At 56.4% G+C, this 15,449-nt stretch carries 11 protein-coding genes; 8 read left to right on the top strand and 3 right to left on the bottom strand.

The genetic code is table 11. The features are described 5' to 3' along the window. The first annotated feature begins 10 nt into the window (after positions 1-10). Genes rfbB through NKG99_RS14335 form a run of 4 tightly spaced genes read left to right on the top strand, consistent with a single transcriptional unit; the run spans position 11 to position 7,489 of the window. On the top strand, positions 11-1,081 hold the full coding sequence (gene rfbB, locus NKG99_RS14350) for a dTDP-glucose 4,6-dehydratase (RefSeq protein WP_352868597.1): 1,071 nt from the start codon (positions 11-13) through the stop codon (positions 1,079-1,081). Further along, entirely contained in the window at positions 1,078-1,986 is a 909-nt protein-coding gene (rfbD, locus tag NKG99_RS14345; protein WP_352868595.1) for a dTDP-4-dehydrorhamnose reductase, read from the top strand. The genes rfbB and rfbD overlap by 4 nt, the downstream gene beginning before the upstream one ends. Continuing rightward, positions 1,983-6,509: a glycoside hydrolase family 99-like domain-containing protein gene (locus NKG99_RS14340; protein ID WP_352868592.1), complete on the top strand. Its 4,527-nt coding sequence runs from the start codon at positions 1,983-1,985 to the stop codon at positions 6,507-6,509. The genes rfbD and NKG99_RS14340 overlap by 4 nt, the downstream gene beginning before the upstream one ends. Next, the gene (locus tag NKG99_RS14335; RefSeq protein ID WP_352868590.1) at positions 6,506-7,489 is read left to right on the top strand and encodes an NAD-dependent epimerase/dehydratase family protein; all 984 of its coding nucleotides are present in this window, start codon (positions 6,506-6,508) and stop codon (positions 7,487-7,489) included. The genes NKG99_RS14340 and NKG99_RS14335 overlap by 4 nt, the downstream gene beginning before the upstream one ends. A 52-nt stretch (positions 7,490-7,541) precedes the next feature. On the opposite strand, the gene NKG99_RS14330 is transcribed toward NKG99_RS14335, so the two are convergent. The 3 genes from NKG99_RS14330 to NKG99_RS14320 all read right to left on the bottom strand — a co-directional run bounded on the left by NKG99_RS14330 (position 7,542) and on the right by NKG99_RS14320 (position 10,715). Then, the gene (locus NKG99_RS14330) at positions 7,542-8,486 is read right to left on the bottom strand and encodes a hypothetical protein (protein WP_352868587.1); all 945 of its coding nucleotides are present in this window, start codon (positions 8,484-8,486) and stop codon (positions 7,542-7,544) included. A 47-nt stretch (positions 8,487-8,533) separates the two neighbouring features. Then, a complete protein-coding gene (locus NKG99_RS14325; protein WP_352868584.1) occupies positions 8,534-9,391 on the bottom strand; it encodes a class I SAM-dependent methyltransferase in 858 nt (285 codons plus the stop codon). A 181-nt stretch (positions 9,392-9,572) separates the two neighbouring features. Next, complete coding sequence (locus tag NKG99_RS14320; RefSeq protein WP_352868581.1) at positions 9,573-10,715, bottom strand: acyltransferase family protein; 1,143 nt, start codon at positions 10,713-10,715, stop codon at positions 9,573-9,575. Positions 10,716-11,287: 572 nt separating this feature from the next. Between NKG99_RS14320 and NKG99_RS14315 the strand changes: the two genes are divergently transcribed. The 4 genes from NKG99_RS14315 to NKG99_RS14300 all read left to right on the top strand — a co-directional run bounded on the left by NKG99_RS14315 (position 11,288) and on the right by NKG99_RS14300 (position 15,224). Beyond that, positions 11,288-12,949: a hypothetical protein gene (locus tag NKG99_RS14315; protein WP_352868578.1), complete on the top strand. Its 1,662-nt coding sequence runs from the start codon at positions 11,288-11,290 to the stop codon at positions 12,947-12,949. Next, entirely contained in the window at positions 12,946-13,332 is a 387-nt protein-coding gene (locus NKG99_RS14310) for a GtrA family protein (RefSeq protein WP_352868576.1), read from the top strand. The genes NKG99_RS14315 and NKG99_RS14310 overlap by 4 nt, the downstream gene beginning before the upstream one ends. A gap of 6 nt (positions 13,333-13,338) precedes the next feature. Continuing rightward, on the top strand, positions 13,339-13,962 hold the full coding sequence (locus NKG99_RS14305; protein WP_352868573.1) for a class I SAM-dependent methyltransferase: 624 nt from the start codon (positions 13,339-13,341) through the stop codon (positions 13,960-13,962). Between the two features lie 71 nt (positions 13,963-14,033). Beyond that, entirely contained in the window at positions 14,034-15,224 is a 1,191-nt protein-coding gene (locus tag NKG99_RS14300; protein WP_352868571.1) for a glycosyltransferase family 2 protein, read from the top strand. The last annotated feature ends 225 nt before the right edge of the window (positions 15,225-15,449 follow it).

Raw genomic sequence — 15,449 nt, 5'->3', positions numbered from 1 at the left:
GGACAGCGGCATGAATTTTCTGGTGACGGGCGGTGCTGGCTTCATCGGCTCGGCGGTGTGCCGGCATCTGTGCGCCAACCCGTCCTATCGCGTGACCAATCTCGATAAGCTTACCTATGCGGGAAACCTGGCCTCGCTGCGGCCGATCGAGAACGCACACAATTACCGCTTTGCGCATGCTGATATCTGTGACGACAAGGCGGTGCTCGACATCCTCCGTCAGGGCGATATCGACATCGTCATGAACCTCGCCGCCGAGAGCCATGTCGACCGCTCGATCGATGGGCCAGGTACGTTTATCGAGACCAACATCGTCGGCACCTACAAGATCCTCAATTCGGCGCTGGAATACTGGCGTGGCCTGTCCGAGGACAGGAAGAGCCGCTTCCGCTTCCATCATGTCTCGACCGACGAGGTTTTCGGCGATCTTCCTTTCGATGGCGGCATGTTCGTAGAGGAAACGCCCTACGCGCCGTCCTCGCCCTATTCCGCCTCGAAGGCGGCCTCGGACCATCTGGTGCGGGCGTGGCACGAAACCTATGGCCTGCCGGTCGTGCTTTCCAACTGCTCGAACAATTATGGACCCTATCATTTTCCCGAAAAGCTGATCCCGCTGGTCATCCTCAATGCGCTCGATGAAAAGCCGCTACCGGTCTATGGCGCCGGCGCCAATGTGCGCGACTGGCTGTTCGTCGAGGATCACGCGCGGGCTCTGGAACTTGTCGCCACGAAAGGGCAGCCGGGCGAGAGCTATAATGTCGGCGGCAATTCCGAGCGGACCAATCTGGGCGTCGTCGAGACGATCTGCGATTTGCTCGACGTCAGGCGTCCCCGGGCCGGTGGCAAGAGCTATCGCGACCTGATCTCCTTCGTCACCGACCGTCCCGGCCATGACCGCCGCTATGCCATCGACGCTTCGAAAATAAGCCGGGACCTGGGCTGGACGCCGAAGGAGGATTTCGACAGCGGCCTGGCGAGAACCGTGGATTGGTTTCTCGACAACAAATGGTGGTGGGGGCCGATCCGCGAACAACGCTACGCCGGTGAACGGTTGGGTGAGGCCCGCGAGGGGGTAGCGTGAGGCTCGTTGTCACCGGACGCGAGGGCCAGGTCGCGGCAAGCCTTCTGGAGGCCGGCCAGGGGCGCGCCGGCGTGGAGGTCATCGCCATTGGCCGGCCGGAACTCGATTTGGCAAGACCCGACATGGTGATCGAAGCCATCGCGGCCGCGAAGCCCGACATCGTCGTGTCGGCCGCCGCCTACACGGCGGTGGGTCAGGCCGAGGATGAGCCCGATCTGGCATTCGCGGTGAACGCCGTCGGCGCCGGCAAGGTGGCGGAAGCGGCAAGGCGGCTGGGCGTTCCCGTCATCCATCTTTCGACCGACTATGTCTTCGACGGTTCGAAGGACAGTGCCTATGTCGAGACTGACGCGACCGCGCCAGCCAGCGTCTATGGCGCCTCCAAGCTTGCCGGCGAGCAGGCGGTGGCATTAGCCAATCCGCATCATCTGATCCTGCGCACGGCATGGGTCTACAGTCCGTTCGGCGGGAATTTCGTCAAGACCATGCTGCGACTTGCCGCCGACCGCGACGAGATCGCCGTGGTGGCCGATCAGTGGGGAAATCCCACCAGCGCACTTGATATCGCCGACGCAATCCTGCATGCGGCAGCACAGCTGCATGGCAACAAGAGCTTCGGGGCGTTCGGCATTTATCATCTGGCCGGAACCGGCGAGGCCAACTGGAGCGGCTTTGCCCGCCATATCCTGGACACAAGCCGCGTGTCTGGTGGTCCTTGGGCGCGGGTACGGGACATTGCCACGAGGGACTATCCGACCAAAGCACAGCGCCCCGCCAATTCGCGGCTGTCGAGCGCGAAATTCGCGGCCGTCTTCGGCTGGCACGCGCCGGACTGGCGGCAATCGACGGAGATGGTGGTGCATCGGCTTCTCATCGGTGGGACGAAACAGGCATTAACCGCATGAGCAAGCATCCGTCACCCAAAAACCTGCGCGATGGGATACCCGCTGGCGAAGTGGCGCCGAAGGCGCGCGCCAAGGCGAAAGTCGGGCGGCCTGGAAAACACGACGGTTCACTTCGTGACCTGTACAACGCGCATCGTGGCAAAGTGTCGGATAAATGGTCAATCTATCTCAGCACATATGACTATATTTTTTCAGAGTATCGAAACAAGCCGGTTCGGATTCTGGAAATTGGCGTTCAGAACGGCGGCTCCCTGGAGATATGGCAAAAATATTTTCCGAACGCGGAAATTATTGTTGGCTGCGACATCAATCTGGCCTGCTGCAACCTGGTTTTCGATGACAAGAAGATTGAAATCTCGGTAGGTAACGCCAATACCCATGAAGTAGAGCGCGATATCGTTGCGAGGTCGGAAAAATATGATATTATAATTGATGACGGATCGCATTTGTCATCGGATATAATCTGCTCGTTCGCGCGATATTTCCCCCATCTTTCTGAAGGGGGGATGTACATAGCCGAAGATCTGCATTGCAGTTACTGGCAGGAATTCGAGGGCGGTCTCTATGATCCTCTTTCCTCGATATCGTTCTTCAAGCGCCTGCTTGATGTGGTTAACCATGAGCATTGGGGACTGGATCGTCGTCGGGTCGATGCCCTGGCCACTTTCGCGGACAGGCACCAAGCCGCATTCGATGAAGCTTCTCTCGCGTCGGTTCATTCCGTCGAGTTCTTGAACTCGCTTTGCGTTGTAACGAAGCGGCCGATTCCGGAAAATCTCCTGGGCGCGCGCAGCGTGCAGGGCCGGGCTGCGCTCGCCGACGGGAGCGTGGTTCCTCTCGACGGCACGGAGAGCGACGCGACTGATCAAACTGGAAATCCATGGTCGTTGACGTCGAGGACCATGGAAGAGGAAATTGAAACCAACCGGACGTTGGTGGTGCGCCAGGAAGCACGTATCGAGGCTTTTTCCGGTGAGATCGTCGAAATGCGCGAGCAGATCCGGACCTACAAAGACGAGATCGCAAGGACAACGGCACAGGTCATCGCGAGAGACGAAGAGATCGAACTCTTGCAAGAAAAACTGTCCGTTGCACACGTGGCGACGAGCACGCTGCTTGGAGATCGCGACAATGCGCGCTCTGAGGAAACCCGGTTGCATGGTGTTCTCGATGCCGTCTATGCCAGCACGTCCTGGCGACTGACCAAGCCTTTGCGCGGGATTGGGAACCGCGTCCGCGCGATCGGCCATACACCCATGATGGCTCGCCGCTTGGTGGCTCGCGGCGCCTACACCTGCTGGCACAATCTGCCGCTGCCTATCGACGTCAAGCGGAAGATGAAGAGAGCGGTGTTTTCGACGTTCCCTTCGCTGTTTGGCGTTACGAATGCCTACCGCGCCTGGAGAAACATGGAGGCGCCCGACGCGCCCGGAGGCGACAACGGGATGGCGTTGCACGGGGCGCTGGTCAGCTCTGGCCCGATCTTTGCCCCCGAACCCGTCTATGTGCCGCTTCTCGAGGCGCTGCCGCTGCTCCAAAAGCCAGTGCGCATCATCGCGTTCTACCTGCCGCAATTCCACACGATCCCCGAAAACGATGAATGGTGGGGGCAGGGCTTCACCGAATGGACCAATGTCAGGCCCGCTAAGCCGCAATTTGTCGGCCACCACCAGCCGCATATGCCGGATGCGCTTGGCTACTATGACTTGCGCGATGCCGCCGTCCTGCACCGCCAGGCCGAACTGGCAAGGCTCTATGGCGTGGAAGGCTTCTGCTTCTATTTTTATTGGTTCGGCGGCAAGCGGCTCTTGGAAAAGCCACTCGAAAACTGGCTTGAGGACAAGAGCCTCGACATGCCGTTGTGCCTCTGCTGGGCCAACGAGAACTGGTCGCGCCGCTGGGACGGGATGGACCACGAGATACTCATCGCCCAGGACCACTCCCCCCAGGACGATCTCGCCTTTATCGCCGAGGTCGCGCCTTATCTTCGCGACCCTCGCTACATCCGCGTCGATGGCAAGCCGCTGCTGCTCGTCTATCGCCCAAGTCTACTGCCGGCGGCGGCCGAGACAGCGCGGCGCTGGCGGACATGGTGCCGGGAGAACGGCATTGGCGAGATTTTCCTGGCTTACACCCAGTCCTTCGAATCTGTGCCCCCCAACCGCTACGGGTTCGATGCCGCTGTGGAATTTCCGCCAAACAATTCCGCCCCGCCAAATGTCACGCATACAGTGACGCCGCTGGATGAGGATTTCGCCACGACTGTCTATGACTGGTCGGCTTTGCCGCAACGCAGCGAGAACTACCCGCCCCGCAAATACAAGCTCTTCCGTTCGGTTTGCCCGGGCTGGGACAATACGGCACGCCGCAAGCGCGGCGGCACTGTGTTTATCAACAATACCCCTGCGCTCTACCGCAGGTGGCTGGATAATGCCATCGAAGACACGCGGGTCCATGTCGAGGAGCCATCCGAGCGGCTGGTTTTCGTCAATGCTTGGAACGAGTGGGCGGAAGGCGCCCATCTGGAGCCCGATAGTGCAAACGGCCACGCCTACCTGCAAGCGACCCGCGACGCTTTGGAGGCGGCTAACAGGAAATCCAAACCCCGGATAGTAATCGTTTCCCACGACGCCCATCCGCATGGGGCACAATGGCTGGCCCTCGCGATGGCTCGCGAATTTGGGGAACTGCAGTACGATGTAGACATGATCGTCCTTGGCGATGGGCCCATGTTGTCACGCTTTGGCGAAGTTGCGTCGCTGCATCGCGTAGCTCTCGACAGCGAGTCGATGGAATCGGTGCGCCGAAAGGTGGAGGCGATACGCAACGCCGGTGCTCAGGTCGCTATCGTAAATACCACGGTATCTGGCCCGATTGTTCCCATCCTGAAGGAAGCTGGCTTCCGTGCGGTCTCGCTGGTTCACGAACTGCCGGGGGTTTTGGAGGCCTATGGTCTGAAGAGACACGCCGCCGCCATCGCCGAACACTCCGACAAAATCGTTTTCGCGGCGCCAATCGTTCAATCTGGGTTTGAGAACTTCCTCGGCGAACCGCTCAGGCAAGCATTGATTCGTCCTCAGGGCCTCGTGCGGAAAAACCCGTTCAAAGGCCAACCCGAGGAAGCACGTCGTCTTGTCTGTGATCAGCATGGTTTTGCGCCCGACACCCGCTATGTTCTTGCCGTAGCCTTTGTGGATCACCGAAAGGGGCCGGACCTTTTCATCGACGTGGCAGAAAAAGTTCTCAGTTCGCATCCCGGCACAGCGTTCATCTGGATTGGTCATTTCGATCAGGGGATGCAGGAGACGATTGCAGCGCTTCTCACGCAGAAGAATTTGACGGATAGCGTCAAGTTCGTCGGGTTTGTCCAAGACCCGATGGCATATTATGCCGGGGCGTCTGTCTATGCATTGACGTCGCGCGAGGATCCGTTTCCGAATGTCGTTCTAGAGTCCGCGGAGGTCGGTGTTCCGGTCGTGGCCTTTCAGGAAGCAACCGGCGCGGCCGATTTCGTCCTTGATAATGGAGGAAGGCTCGCGAAGAAGCTCGACGTTGAAGATTTTGCCGTTCAGGTAAGAGAAATTTTGGATGGCCCTCGCCAAAAGAGCTTCTCTGCTGTCGGATCAATGCGGCAATATCTGATGGATCTTCTACATTACGCAACAGGCCTCCAACGCGTGTCTGTAATCGTTCCGAATTACAATTACGCGGACCACCTGCTGCAGCGATTAAGGAGTATCGCGGGCCAAAGTTATCCGGTCTATGAACTTATCGTGCTGGACGACGCCTCGACGGATCGAAGCGTCGAAACGATCAACACTTTCCGCGCCGAGCATAGCGAGTTGGACACGGAACTGTCCATCAACAGCCAGAACTCGGGATCGGTCTTTCGTCAGTGGGCGAAGGGCGTCGCCCGTTGCCGTGGCGATCTGGTCTGGATTGCGGAAGCAGATGATTTCGCCGAACCCGCCTTTCTCGAAGAGCTTGTATCCTCCTTCGCTGATCCGTCCCTTGTGCTGGCGTATAGCCAATCTCGGCAAATGGACGGCAAAGGCCATGTGCTGGCGGACGACTATATCGACTATACCCGTGACATCTCCGATGATTGGTTGTCCGATTATACCAAGGATGGCCAGACCGAGATCGGCGAGGCGATGAGCATCAAGAACACGATACCGAACGTCAGTGCCGTTGTCTTCCGTCGCGCTGCGATCAGCAAGGCGATCTCCGAGATCGGCGATGAGTTGTTCAGCTATCGCATAGCAGGAGATTGGCTCCTCTATCTCAGAGTATTGCTGCAGGGAAAGGTGCGGTTCAGCCCGAAGCGGCTCAACTGGCACAGACGTCACGCGCAGAGCGTGACACAGTCCGGAATGGCAGAGGCACATCTCGCCGAGGTTCGGCGAGCGCAGGAGGTTGCACGCTCACTTGTGTCGGTCTCCGCTGAAACGCGCCGCAAGGCTGATGCCTGGTTAAAGCACGTTCGCACCCATCTCGGTATCAAAGGTTCGGACGCGGCATGACGCAGGAGCGCCCGCGGAGCGCTAATGAGGGCAGGAAGGCGGTAATCCTTGGAGCCTCCGGTTTTATCGGGGTCAATCTGGCGCGCGCCATAGCAGAGCGAGGCATTGAGCTTGTTTGCTTTGCCCGCCATGCGTCCGAGCACTGGCCCGCTGGGAGCAGCGTTATTCTTGGTAATTTAGCCACTCCCCCACGCCAACTCCTCGCAGCAATGGAGGGCTCCATGGTCTTCCACTTGGCCAGTTCCGCGCGGCCCACGGCGGCAACCGACAGCGCAGTAGCCGAGATCGAGGCCAATCTGATTGGTACTGTCGGATTGCTGGAGGCGACCAAGAACGCTGATTGCCGATGGGTTTTTTCTTCGTCGGGCGGCACGGTCTACGGTCAGACCGACGCGTTGCAAATATCCGAGGAACACCCGAACGTCCCGATATCATCCTACGGCACGGTCAAGCTCGCAATCGAACGATACTACAGTCTCTATCGAACCCTGCATGGCGTCGACAGTGTGGTAGCCCGGATTTCGAATCCCTTTGGTCCGTACCAGTCGGCGGCGAAGGGGCAAGGGTTGATTGCAGCTCTATTCGACAGGATTGCCGATGGAGCGCCCGTGACCATATGGGGTGACGGCGAGAATGTCCGCGACTATGTTTATATCGACGACGTCACGGAGGCGCTGATATTGCTGGGCCTAGGCGGAAGAGCTGGCGAAATCTACAATGTCGGTTCCGGCGTAGGCACAAGTGTGATCGAGTTGGCCACGAAAATATCCGCCGTTCTTCGGGTTCCGGCGGAGCTTGTCTACGCTCCGGCACGCGGCGTAGATGTCCGACGAAACGTTCTCGACGTCAGCAAGATCGAACGTGAACTCGGTTGGCGCCCGGTTCATACGCTTGATGAAGGTGTCGCTCTCACATACCGCTGGCGACAGAGCCACAGTCAAGCGGAGCGAGTTCGCGACAGCGGGCAAAGGCTGGCCTAAATTTCAATGACGTGGGCTTCCTATGTCGGCCGGAAGATCCAAAGAAGCTGCCTTACTGGACATCAGCCGAGCGCTGGAACACTCGGGCAGCCCGCTGCGCAAGAGATCTGACCGCTCTTGCGAACTTGGCACGAATCTTTGCGCCTCTGCCGTATGGCGCGCCACGCGCAGGTCGGGGCTCAAGAAGGAATGCCTCTTGGAACCCGGGGCGAAAATGCGGGCGATAGTAGGGCAATGTTCGGCGCATCTGTTCAATACAGATCGCGACGTTCTTTGGCGTCAGGGGATATTCTCCCGGCTCGCTTTTGATTGTCCGCAGAGTTTCGACGAGGGCGCGGTGTTGATCAGCGGAAGGATTGGCGGTGTTCACAAGCCGGAGCGCTTCGACCAACGAGTATGGCAGTGATTCATTGCCATCAGTCTGGCTGTAGTCGAAGCCGTCGCCTGCGACGCCGATCATGGCCAGAAAATCGGAAAAGATTGAACCGCCTACCCACTGGGCGCGATCGTACGGGGCCAGCGTGAGATTGGGTGCTTTCAGCCAGCGCCGGAGGATGTCGATCTGAGATGGGTCGTAGGCGAACGGCCTTTCATTTAAGGGCCGCGTCCAGTGCCTGTCGTAGTGTCTGACCACCTCGTTAAAGGCCGAAATGATGATATCACTGGGATGGCGGATATAGGCAATTGTGCGAACGTCGTGGCCCTCGAGCAACGACAGAAACAGATCAAGATCGATGTTGTGGTCACACAGCATTTCCGAGCTTATCAGTAGCGTCCGTTCTCCTGCCTCTTCCAGCGTTTTCGCCAGTCGGTCGGGACCGTAGTCCTCTGAATCGGGCAGGAACGCTGCTGCCAACGGATTGTGGTTCGGCCAGTCGGTGCTGGTCGGTTTGTAAAAGACGCCGCGTTCTGAGAGCAGTGCGGCGTTCTGGTGCAGAAACGACTGCAACGCACTCGTCCCCGTCTTGTGGACGCCGATATGGAGAATGACCCGCATGGCTTGGTAAACCGCGATTCCGTCATCGCGGCAACCCCCACCATCGACTAAAAATCCGGCTGCATCAGCACCGACACTTGGAACGGGTCGAGTATCGATCGATCATGTCCTACGATTTTCCAACCGTCTCCACCCAAAAAGTCTATCTCGCACGAGATGTCGCCATATGTTTCACCTTCGACGCCATTATGAGGAAGATAGGCAAATCCGTTGAGGCGGTGGTTCGACTGCATTTGTGGGGCGATGGAAGTCTTTCGCATCCCATCGATGAACGGCCAAAATTCGATAGGCCGAATGGTGGCCACGAACAGCCCGCCAGGCTTGACGTGTTTACGAACTGCCGCGAGGCAGGCTTTCGCGGTTGACGGCGCAAGATGTGTGAAGACCGAGAAGGCAAAGATCAAATCGAATTTTTGATCATCGACTGGTAGATCAGAAGGCATCCGCTCCGATAATGCAAACTTACCAGGCAATCTTGCCTCTCGACACAGATTGAGAGATTTGTCCCAAGCGTCGACTCCCCATATCCTGGATGGATCGCTGTAGTAGTACATCATGCGCAAGATGCGCCCGTAGCCGCACCCAAAGTCGAGGATATCAGAGCCCGCCAGCGTCTTTTTCGTATGTCGGGTGTAATTGTTTTCAAGTTGGCGGGCAAACGACGCGGTTTGCCGGTACAGATCGAGACCGGATGACCCAGTCCAGGTCTTCTGGACTTCGTCGCTCGCCATCGCAGGCAGAAGACGTGACAAGCTGGGATAGTCCTTGTTCGGCAAGGAAATCATAAAGAGGCCGAAGTCGTCCAGGCTCATTCGGCGTAGGAAAACGAGAGCCTCTTCAACGGTGCCTCCGTCAGCAACCGAACGTTCCGCAGCTTTCAGGTGTGGGATGGCTAAGGAAAACATGTGAATATTCTTGCTCTTTCTGGCGGTATTTGAGGTTGCGTGACCGCGTAACGTCCGCCGGATGATGGTCAACCAATCTACAGTCAAAAGAATCCCCACAAATACTAGCCAGACGGGACGTCAAAAGCACGGGCACTGTTCCGTCGCCGATTTCCGGCAGTACTTGAAAAGAAAGGGTCCATTAAGCTGACCGGGGACGGCTGAAGCGAGTCCCCAATGCCATGCCGGGCCGCTCGATATACCGATAGCTCAATAACGATAATGGTATCAACACCGCAAGGGTCGCTATCACTGAGGCAAGGAACGGCAGGGATGCGCCACCGAAAGATGCGTAGATTGCACGGTACAGACCCAAGCGATCCAGCATGACGATGACGATCGGATGCCAGAGGTAGACACTGAAACTGGCGTTACCGAGCAGCTTCGCGACCGGGTTCACGAACCACTTTTGCGGATACAGGGAAACTCCCACGACCGCGCCCGCCAACGTCACTGCCCAGACGGCTTTGACGCCGGAACTGCCGCTTGGCCCAAGGATTGTCCCGAGGAATATTGCGATCTGGTTCGCAAAACAGATCAGGCTAATGATCGTCACAAAGCTGGCGGCGAAGATTATTCGGCCGATCTTAGGCGACGTGCGACAAAGCCGCAGCCATACAAAATAGCCCGCTATCCCTGCGGCGAAGTAGCAAAGGTGGGCCATCAGAGAGAGTTGTCCGAAGAGCGCCAATGCCCCTTCCGTTGCCTGGAATGCCAAAGCCCAGTTTGCCGCCAAAAAAACTGTAATGGCAAAAAGCACCAGTGATCGTGCAAGCCCGGTGATGGCGAAAACCAGCAGCGGCAGGATGGCATAGAACGCCATTTCGACGCCGATCGACCATGAGGCCATAACGATGCCGCTGACATGCTGTGGAATGAAATTGAAGACGAACAGCACCGAACTGATAACTTGGGACAACGGGAACGGGCTTCCCCCAAGCATCAGGAAAAGGAAATAGAAAAAAACTATCATGAAATAAAACAGCGGTGCGATACGAAAAAAGCGCCTGAGATAGAATTCGCGCAATTCGGATCGCGATCCAATCCGGCCGGCGTAGCCAACGAACAAACCGAACGCACTGACGATGTAGAATAGCGGCACCCCGAAACCGAAATGCGTTGGGATAAAAGACAGATAGGTCGGTGTCTGCAGCTTTGGCAGCGCAATCAGGTGGAAAAGCATGATCGCCAGCGCGGCATAGCAACGCATCGCCAAAAGCCCCGGCAAGTCGATTCGCGCCCGAGCCGTCTCTGCAGCCTGCCCTCTAAGTACCTCGACGTTCATTCGATCTCCGATCGCTCGCGGGTCGCTTCTAGCTGCGAGAGCCAGAATCTGCAACCGGAACGATCAAAGCCTATTCCTAGCCATAGGAATTTACCATTGACAGCCACTCTTGCCACTCGTCGTCCGAGAGCTCTAAGACGGCGTCTCAAGCGCGACTTACCGGGATATGCCAGATGTGGCGGGTCGCTACCCAGAACATTTTTAGAGCGATGATGCGCGAGCGACACGCCTTAGCTTGTTTTTTCTTGTACTTTTTCTTAGAAAGAATAAGGCCACGCGGTGGCGTCCCGGATTTGCTATATCCAAGTGCGGAAATTTCACAGTAGAACGTATATGTATTATGGAATACTTAGAAGTTTTTAGATATGTCTGATATCAATTCGGGAAATCCGGAAATCCGGGCGTTCCCATGCCCATGATACCACCCGTCACGCATCTTCAGCTGCAGGAACACCGAGTTTCAGTTGGCAAATGACTGCGCCAAAAAATCTCTTCAATTCAGATCGTATTGACTTCGAGCGCTTAACAAAGCAAGGAGCGAACGGCCTCAGGGTGTTCGGTAGGGTGAGGAATTGGCAGAGCTTCGCAGTCGCTTAGATACGATCGGTACGCTAGCTATCGTCGCAGGATACGTGATTATGGCAGGCGCTATGCCTGTCACCCTTCTGATGTATCAGGGCTATGACGACGGCCTTTTCATCAGGCTTGCCAAAAACATTGCGCAAGGTGCTTGGCTTGGACCGTATGATCAGCTGACCCTCGTCAAGGGACCTGGATACCCAATATTCCTTGCCTTAAACAACATCACCGGATTCCCAATTAATATCACTGAGGTCGCACTATACGGCTTCGCCTGCCTACTCTTCTCCCGCGTCGTGTCCGCGATCTTCGACAGTCGGCGATGGGTCTATTATTTTACGCTAGTCACAATGCTGACATGCCCAAGCATGTATTTGTATAAGGACCGTGTAACACGTGAGCTTTTCTACTCGTCGATAACTCTTATATTGATATCGCTGTGGATAAACATATTTATATGCAATCGCTCTACGTTTAATAAAAGAACAGCGTTTGTAGCCGGTGGCCTTCTATTCCTATTTTGGATTACGCGGGAGGAGGCAATTTGGATTGTGCCCACTTTGCTGCTGATTGCCGTATCTCCGGCAATTCGCTCAAACGCTCCTAGTTGGCGAAAAATTCTGGGGCCAGCATCAGCAAATGTTGCCGTGATCCTGTTGTCGACCGCAGTCTGTACGGGCGTCATCGCGTCGATCAATCTCGCGAAGTATGGGTCGACCACAATCTTGGAGATGACTAGCTCTGATTTTCAGAGTGCCATGCGGCAATTGCAGCGCGTCGGCGCACCATACAACAGAGCTTATGTGCCTGTCCCAAAGGAAGCGCGCTCCCAGATATATGCAGTTAGTCCCAGCTTTGCGAGCTTAAGGAACTATCTTGAGAGCCCACCAAATGCCGCAACCTGTAACCTGCTCCCGACAACATGTGGGGACATAGCTGGTGGATGGTTTATGTGGGCCTTCCGCGACGCCGCCGCCAGGGCCGGATATCACCGATCGCCCGTTACTGCGGCCCAATTTTACGACAGCGTAGCTCGCGAGGTTTCAGCGGGATGCAGCAATGCCAAGTTGGCCTGTGCATCGTACTCATTACCTTTAATCCCGCATATTACCCGCGAGCAGTGGGAACTGGTTCCGGATCGGGTCAGCAGAACCATAGGCATAATCGACTATGCCGCGCCATTTGCGATTGAACCCCCTCCAAGTGTGGCTCATTCCGATGACGCTATGGCTTTGTCGATACTAAATGACCCGCCGTTGGTAGCGCCGGATGGATCTATACATTTGTCCGCCACGCGAATACTCATCTATAGTCTGTGGAAAAAGATTATTTACGCATCTGCTTATGTGATGAAGTTTGCCATACCTGTGGCCGGCGTAGCGTTCGTCGCTAGCTTCATTATTGGCAAGCGAAGATTCCACGATCCTGTAAATTACATTGTTGTTTCATTGATCTTGGGGATTTTTGCCCGCAGCGTGATACTGATACTTATCGACATTTCGTCGTTTCCAGCAATTTATTACCCCCGATTCGGTCTTACGAGCCTTCTTGTCTCCGCAGCTACCGTGTTGAGCCTCGTGCAAGTGATGGTTATAATCCTCAACAAAAGGCCGATGTCATTTCCCTCTGCAATCGAGAGCGCTCCAACTCGATGACCTCTGCACCTGATCTGATACGACGCCTATGCGCGTTTGGGGCCATTGGCCTGGGCTCAGCGCTTGGATATATTGTTGTCAGTACGGCCCTGGTGCATCTGGGATACCGCCCTTGGATCGTAAGCCCTTTGGTATATGGAGCATGCATACCCTTTGCCTATCTGGGTCAACGCAACCTGACGTTCAGGTCGAAGTCCGACCATTCGTCGTCGCTGCCCAAATATCTGGCCATTCAGTTTGTGGGTCTCGCACTCGCAACGGCCATACCTGCTGTCGTTTCAGGGAACGTCCCGCCGGCCGTCTTGTTCATGATTGTCACGGGCTTGGTCGCAGCTACCAACTACATTCTTCTGGCCCGATGGGCTTTCCCCACAAAATCGTGAGATCGTATGACCGTCGCCAAGGAAGTCCTCAACTCAGTCCACTCCAAGGCAGTCTTCGGCAGACGAATTAGAGTGCTTGCCAGACACATCGCCAGTCATTTGGAAGCGGGGTCGGTGCTGGACGTTGGCTGTGGTGATGGAACGCTTGCAAAGTCCATCATGGAGATCAAACCCACTGTCCAAATCAAGGGTATCGACGTGTTCTTGCGACCGTCAGTAGCCATCCCCGCGACGATCTATGATGGCGTTTCAATACCCTTTCCGGACAATTCAGTTGACTGGGTTACAATCGTCGATGTGCTTCATCATACCGACGATCCTTCGATCGTAATCGCTGAATGTGCACGAGTAGCAAGGCGAGGTGTAGTGATCAAAGACCACTTGCGCGACGGGTTTTTGGCTAACCAGACCTTGCGCTTCATGGACTGGGTAGGAAACCGCGGCCACGATGTGCGCCTGCCATATAATTATCTGTCATCAGGTGATTGGGGCCTCACCTTCAGGAATTTGGGGCTAGTGACCGTCAAAGCGAATAGAAGCCTCGGTATATATCCACCCCCGTTCACATATCTGTTTGACCGTGGGTTGCACTTTGTTGCAACTGTCGCAAAGCGACCGACCCGGTCATAGGTCGCCGTCCCGAACGCGATCAGATCTGCATCTCGTCGGGCTGGATTTTCCACAATTCGTAAGGCTTGAGAATGAAAGAACATCTTTCGAACCTTTCCCATTCAGGGTCGCAAAACGGAATCGAACTCACGATCCTAATGCCATGCCTGAATGAGGCCGAGACCCTCGCGATCTGCATCGACAAGGCCAGGCAATTCCTCGATCGCGCCTCCATTGTCGGTGAAGTCCTTATCGCTGACAACGGCAGCACGGATGGCTCAATCCAGATCGCCGAGTCGCACGGAGCACGAGTGGTTCACGTCCCGACCCGTGGGTATGGCGCTGCGATTCTGCACGGGATCAACAATGCCCTTGGCGATTTTGTAATCGTGGGTGACTCCGACGATAGCTACGACTTCAGTCGGCTTGACCTGTTCGTCGCCGAGTTGCGTGCGGGCTATGATCTTGTCATGGGCAACAGATTCCTGGGCGGCATCGAACCCGGCGCCATGCCCTTTCTTCACCGCTACCTTGGAAATCCAGTTCTCTCGTTCCTGGGACGGCTGTTCTTCTCCTCTGGTATCCGTGACTTCCACTGTGGCCTGCGCGGCTTCCGTCGGACCGCGATACAAGAGCTCGGGCTGAAGGCGACTGGCATGGAGTTCGCCAGTGAAATGATCGTCCGCGCCTCCTTGAGGCGACTACGGGTGACGGAGGTTCCGACGACACTTTCTCCAGACGGGCGGTCTAGGCCGCCTCATTTGCGCACATGGCGGGACGGCTGGCGTCACCTGCGCTACTTGTTGCTGAACAGTCCCAAATGGCTTTTCATCTACCCCGGCGCAGCCATCCTTGCGTTCGGATCTCTCTTGGCGGGGATTCTTGTGCAAGGCCCGGTGCATATCCTTCCGAACGTTACGATCGACACGCACAGTCTGATCGTGGGTTGCATGGCGATGCTGGTCGGGTCTTCGTGCATGTCCTTCGGATTGATCGCCCGATCTTTTGCGATGGAGCGCGGATTCCTGCCGGTGAACCCACGTGTGGCTCGAATCAAAGCGGCGGTGTCGCTCGAGAGAATGCTGTTGTTCTCGGGAGTGCTGATCCTCATCGGCTCCGTCGGTCTGGGTTATGCAGTCTGGACCTGGGCGGCCGCCAATTTCGGCCCGCTTACCTACAACAGCATGGTGCGCATGTTGACGGTGTCATGCACGCTCGTCGCCCTTGGTCTGCAGTTCGCCTTTACCGCCTTTCTCTGGGCACTTATCGATATCGAGGCGTGACTTTTGCCCAAGCCGAATAGCCAATACAGTGTCGCCTGTAGGATCGATGGATGCTCGATTCTGCAGCAAACGGGGCTAAGATTTGTTCAGGCCAATCTTGTCCTGGTCGGTGCGTCGGCGTAGTGTACGCCTCCGGCGAGGGCCGCCTTGCGGGAGCATGGCATGGTAGCGAGGCTGCGCTCTTAAGGTCGTCCTTACGAGCGTAGTTAGCAGCACAGCATGAGC

The organism is Mesorhizobium sp. M1409 (assembly GCF_040317535.1).
Classification (GTDB): domain Bacteria; phylum Pseudomonadota; class Alphaproteobacteria; order Rhizobiales; family Rhizobiaceae; genus Mesorhizobium.
The sequence above is the reverse complement of the archived record's forward strand: the minus strand, read 5'-3'. Positions and strand labels throughout refer to the sequence as shown.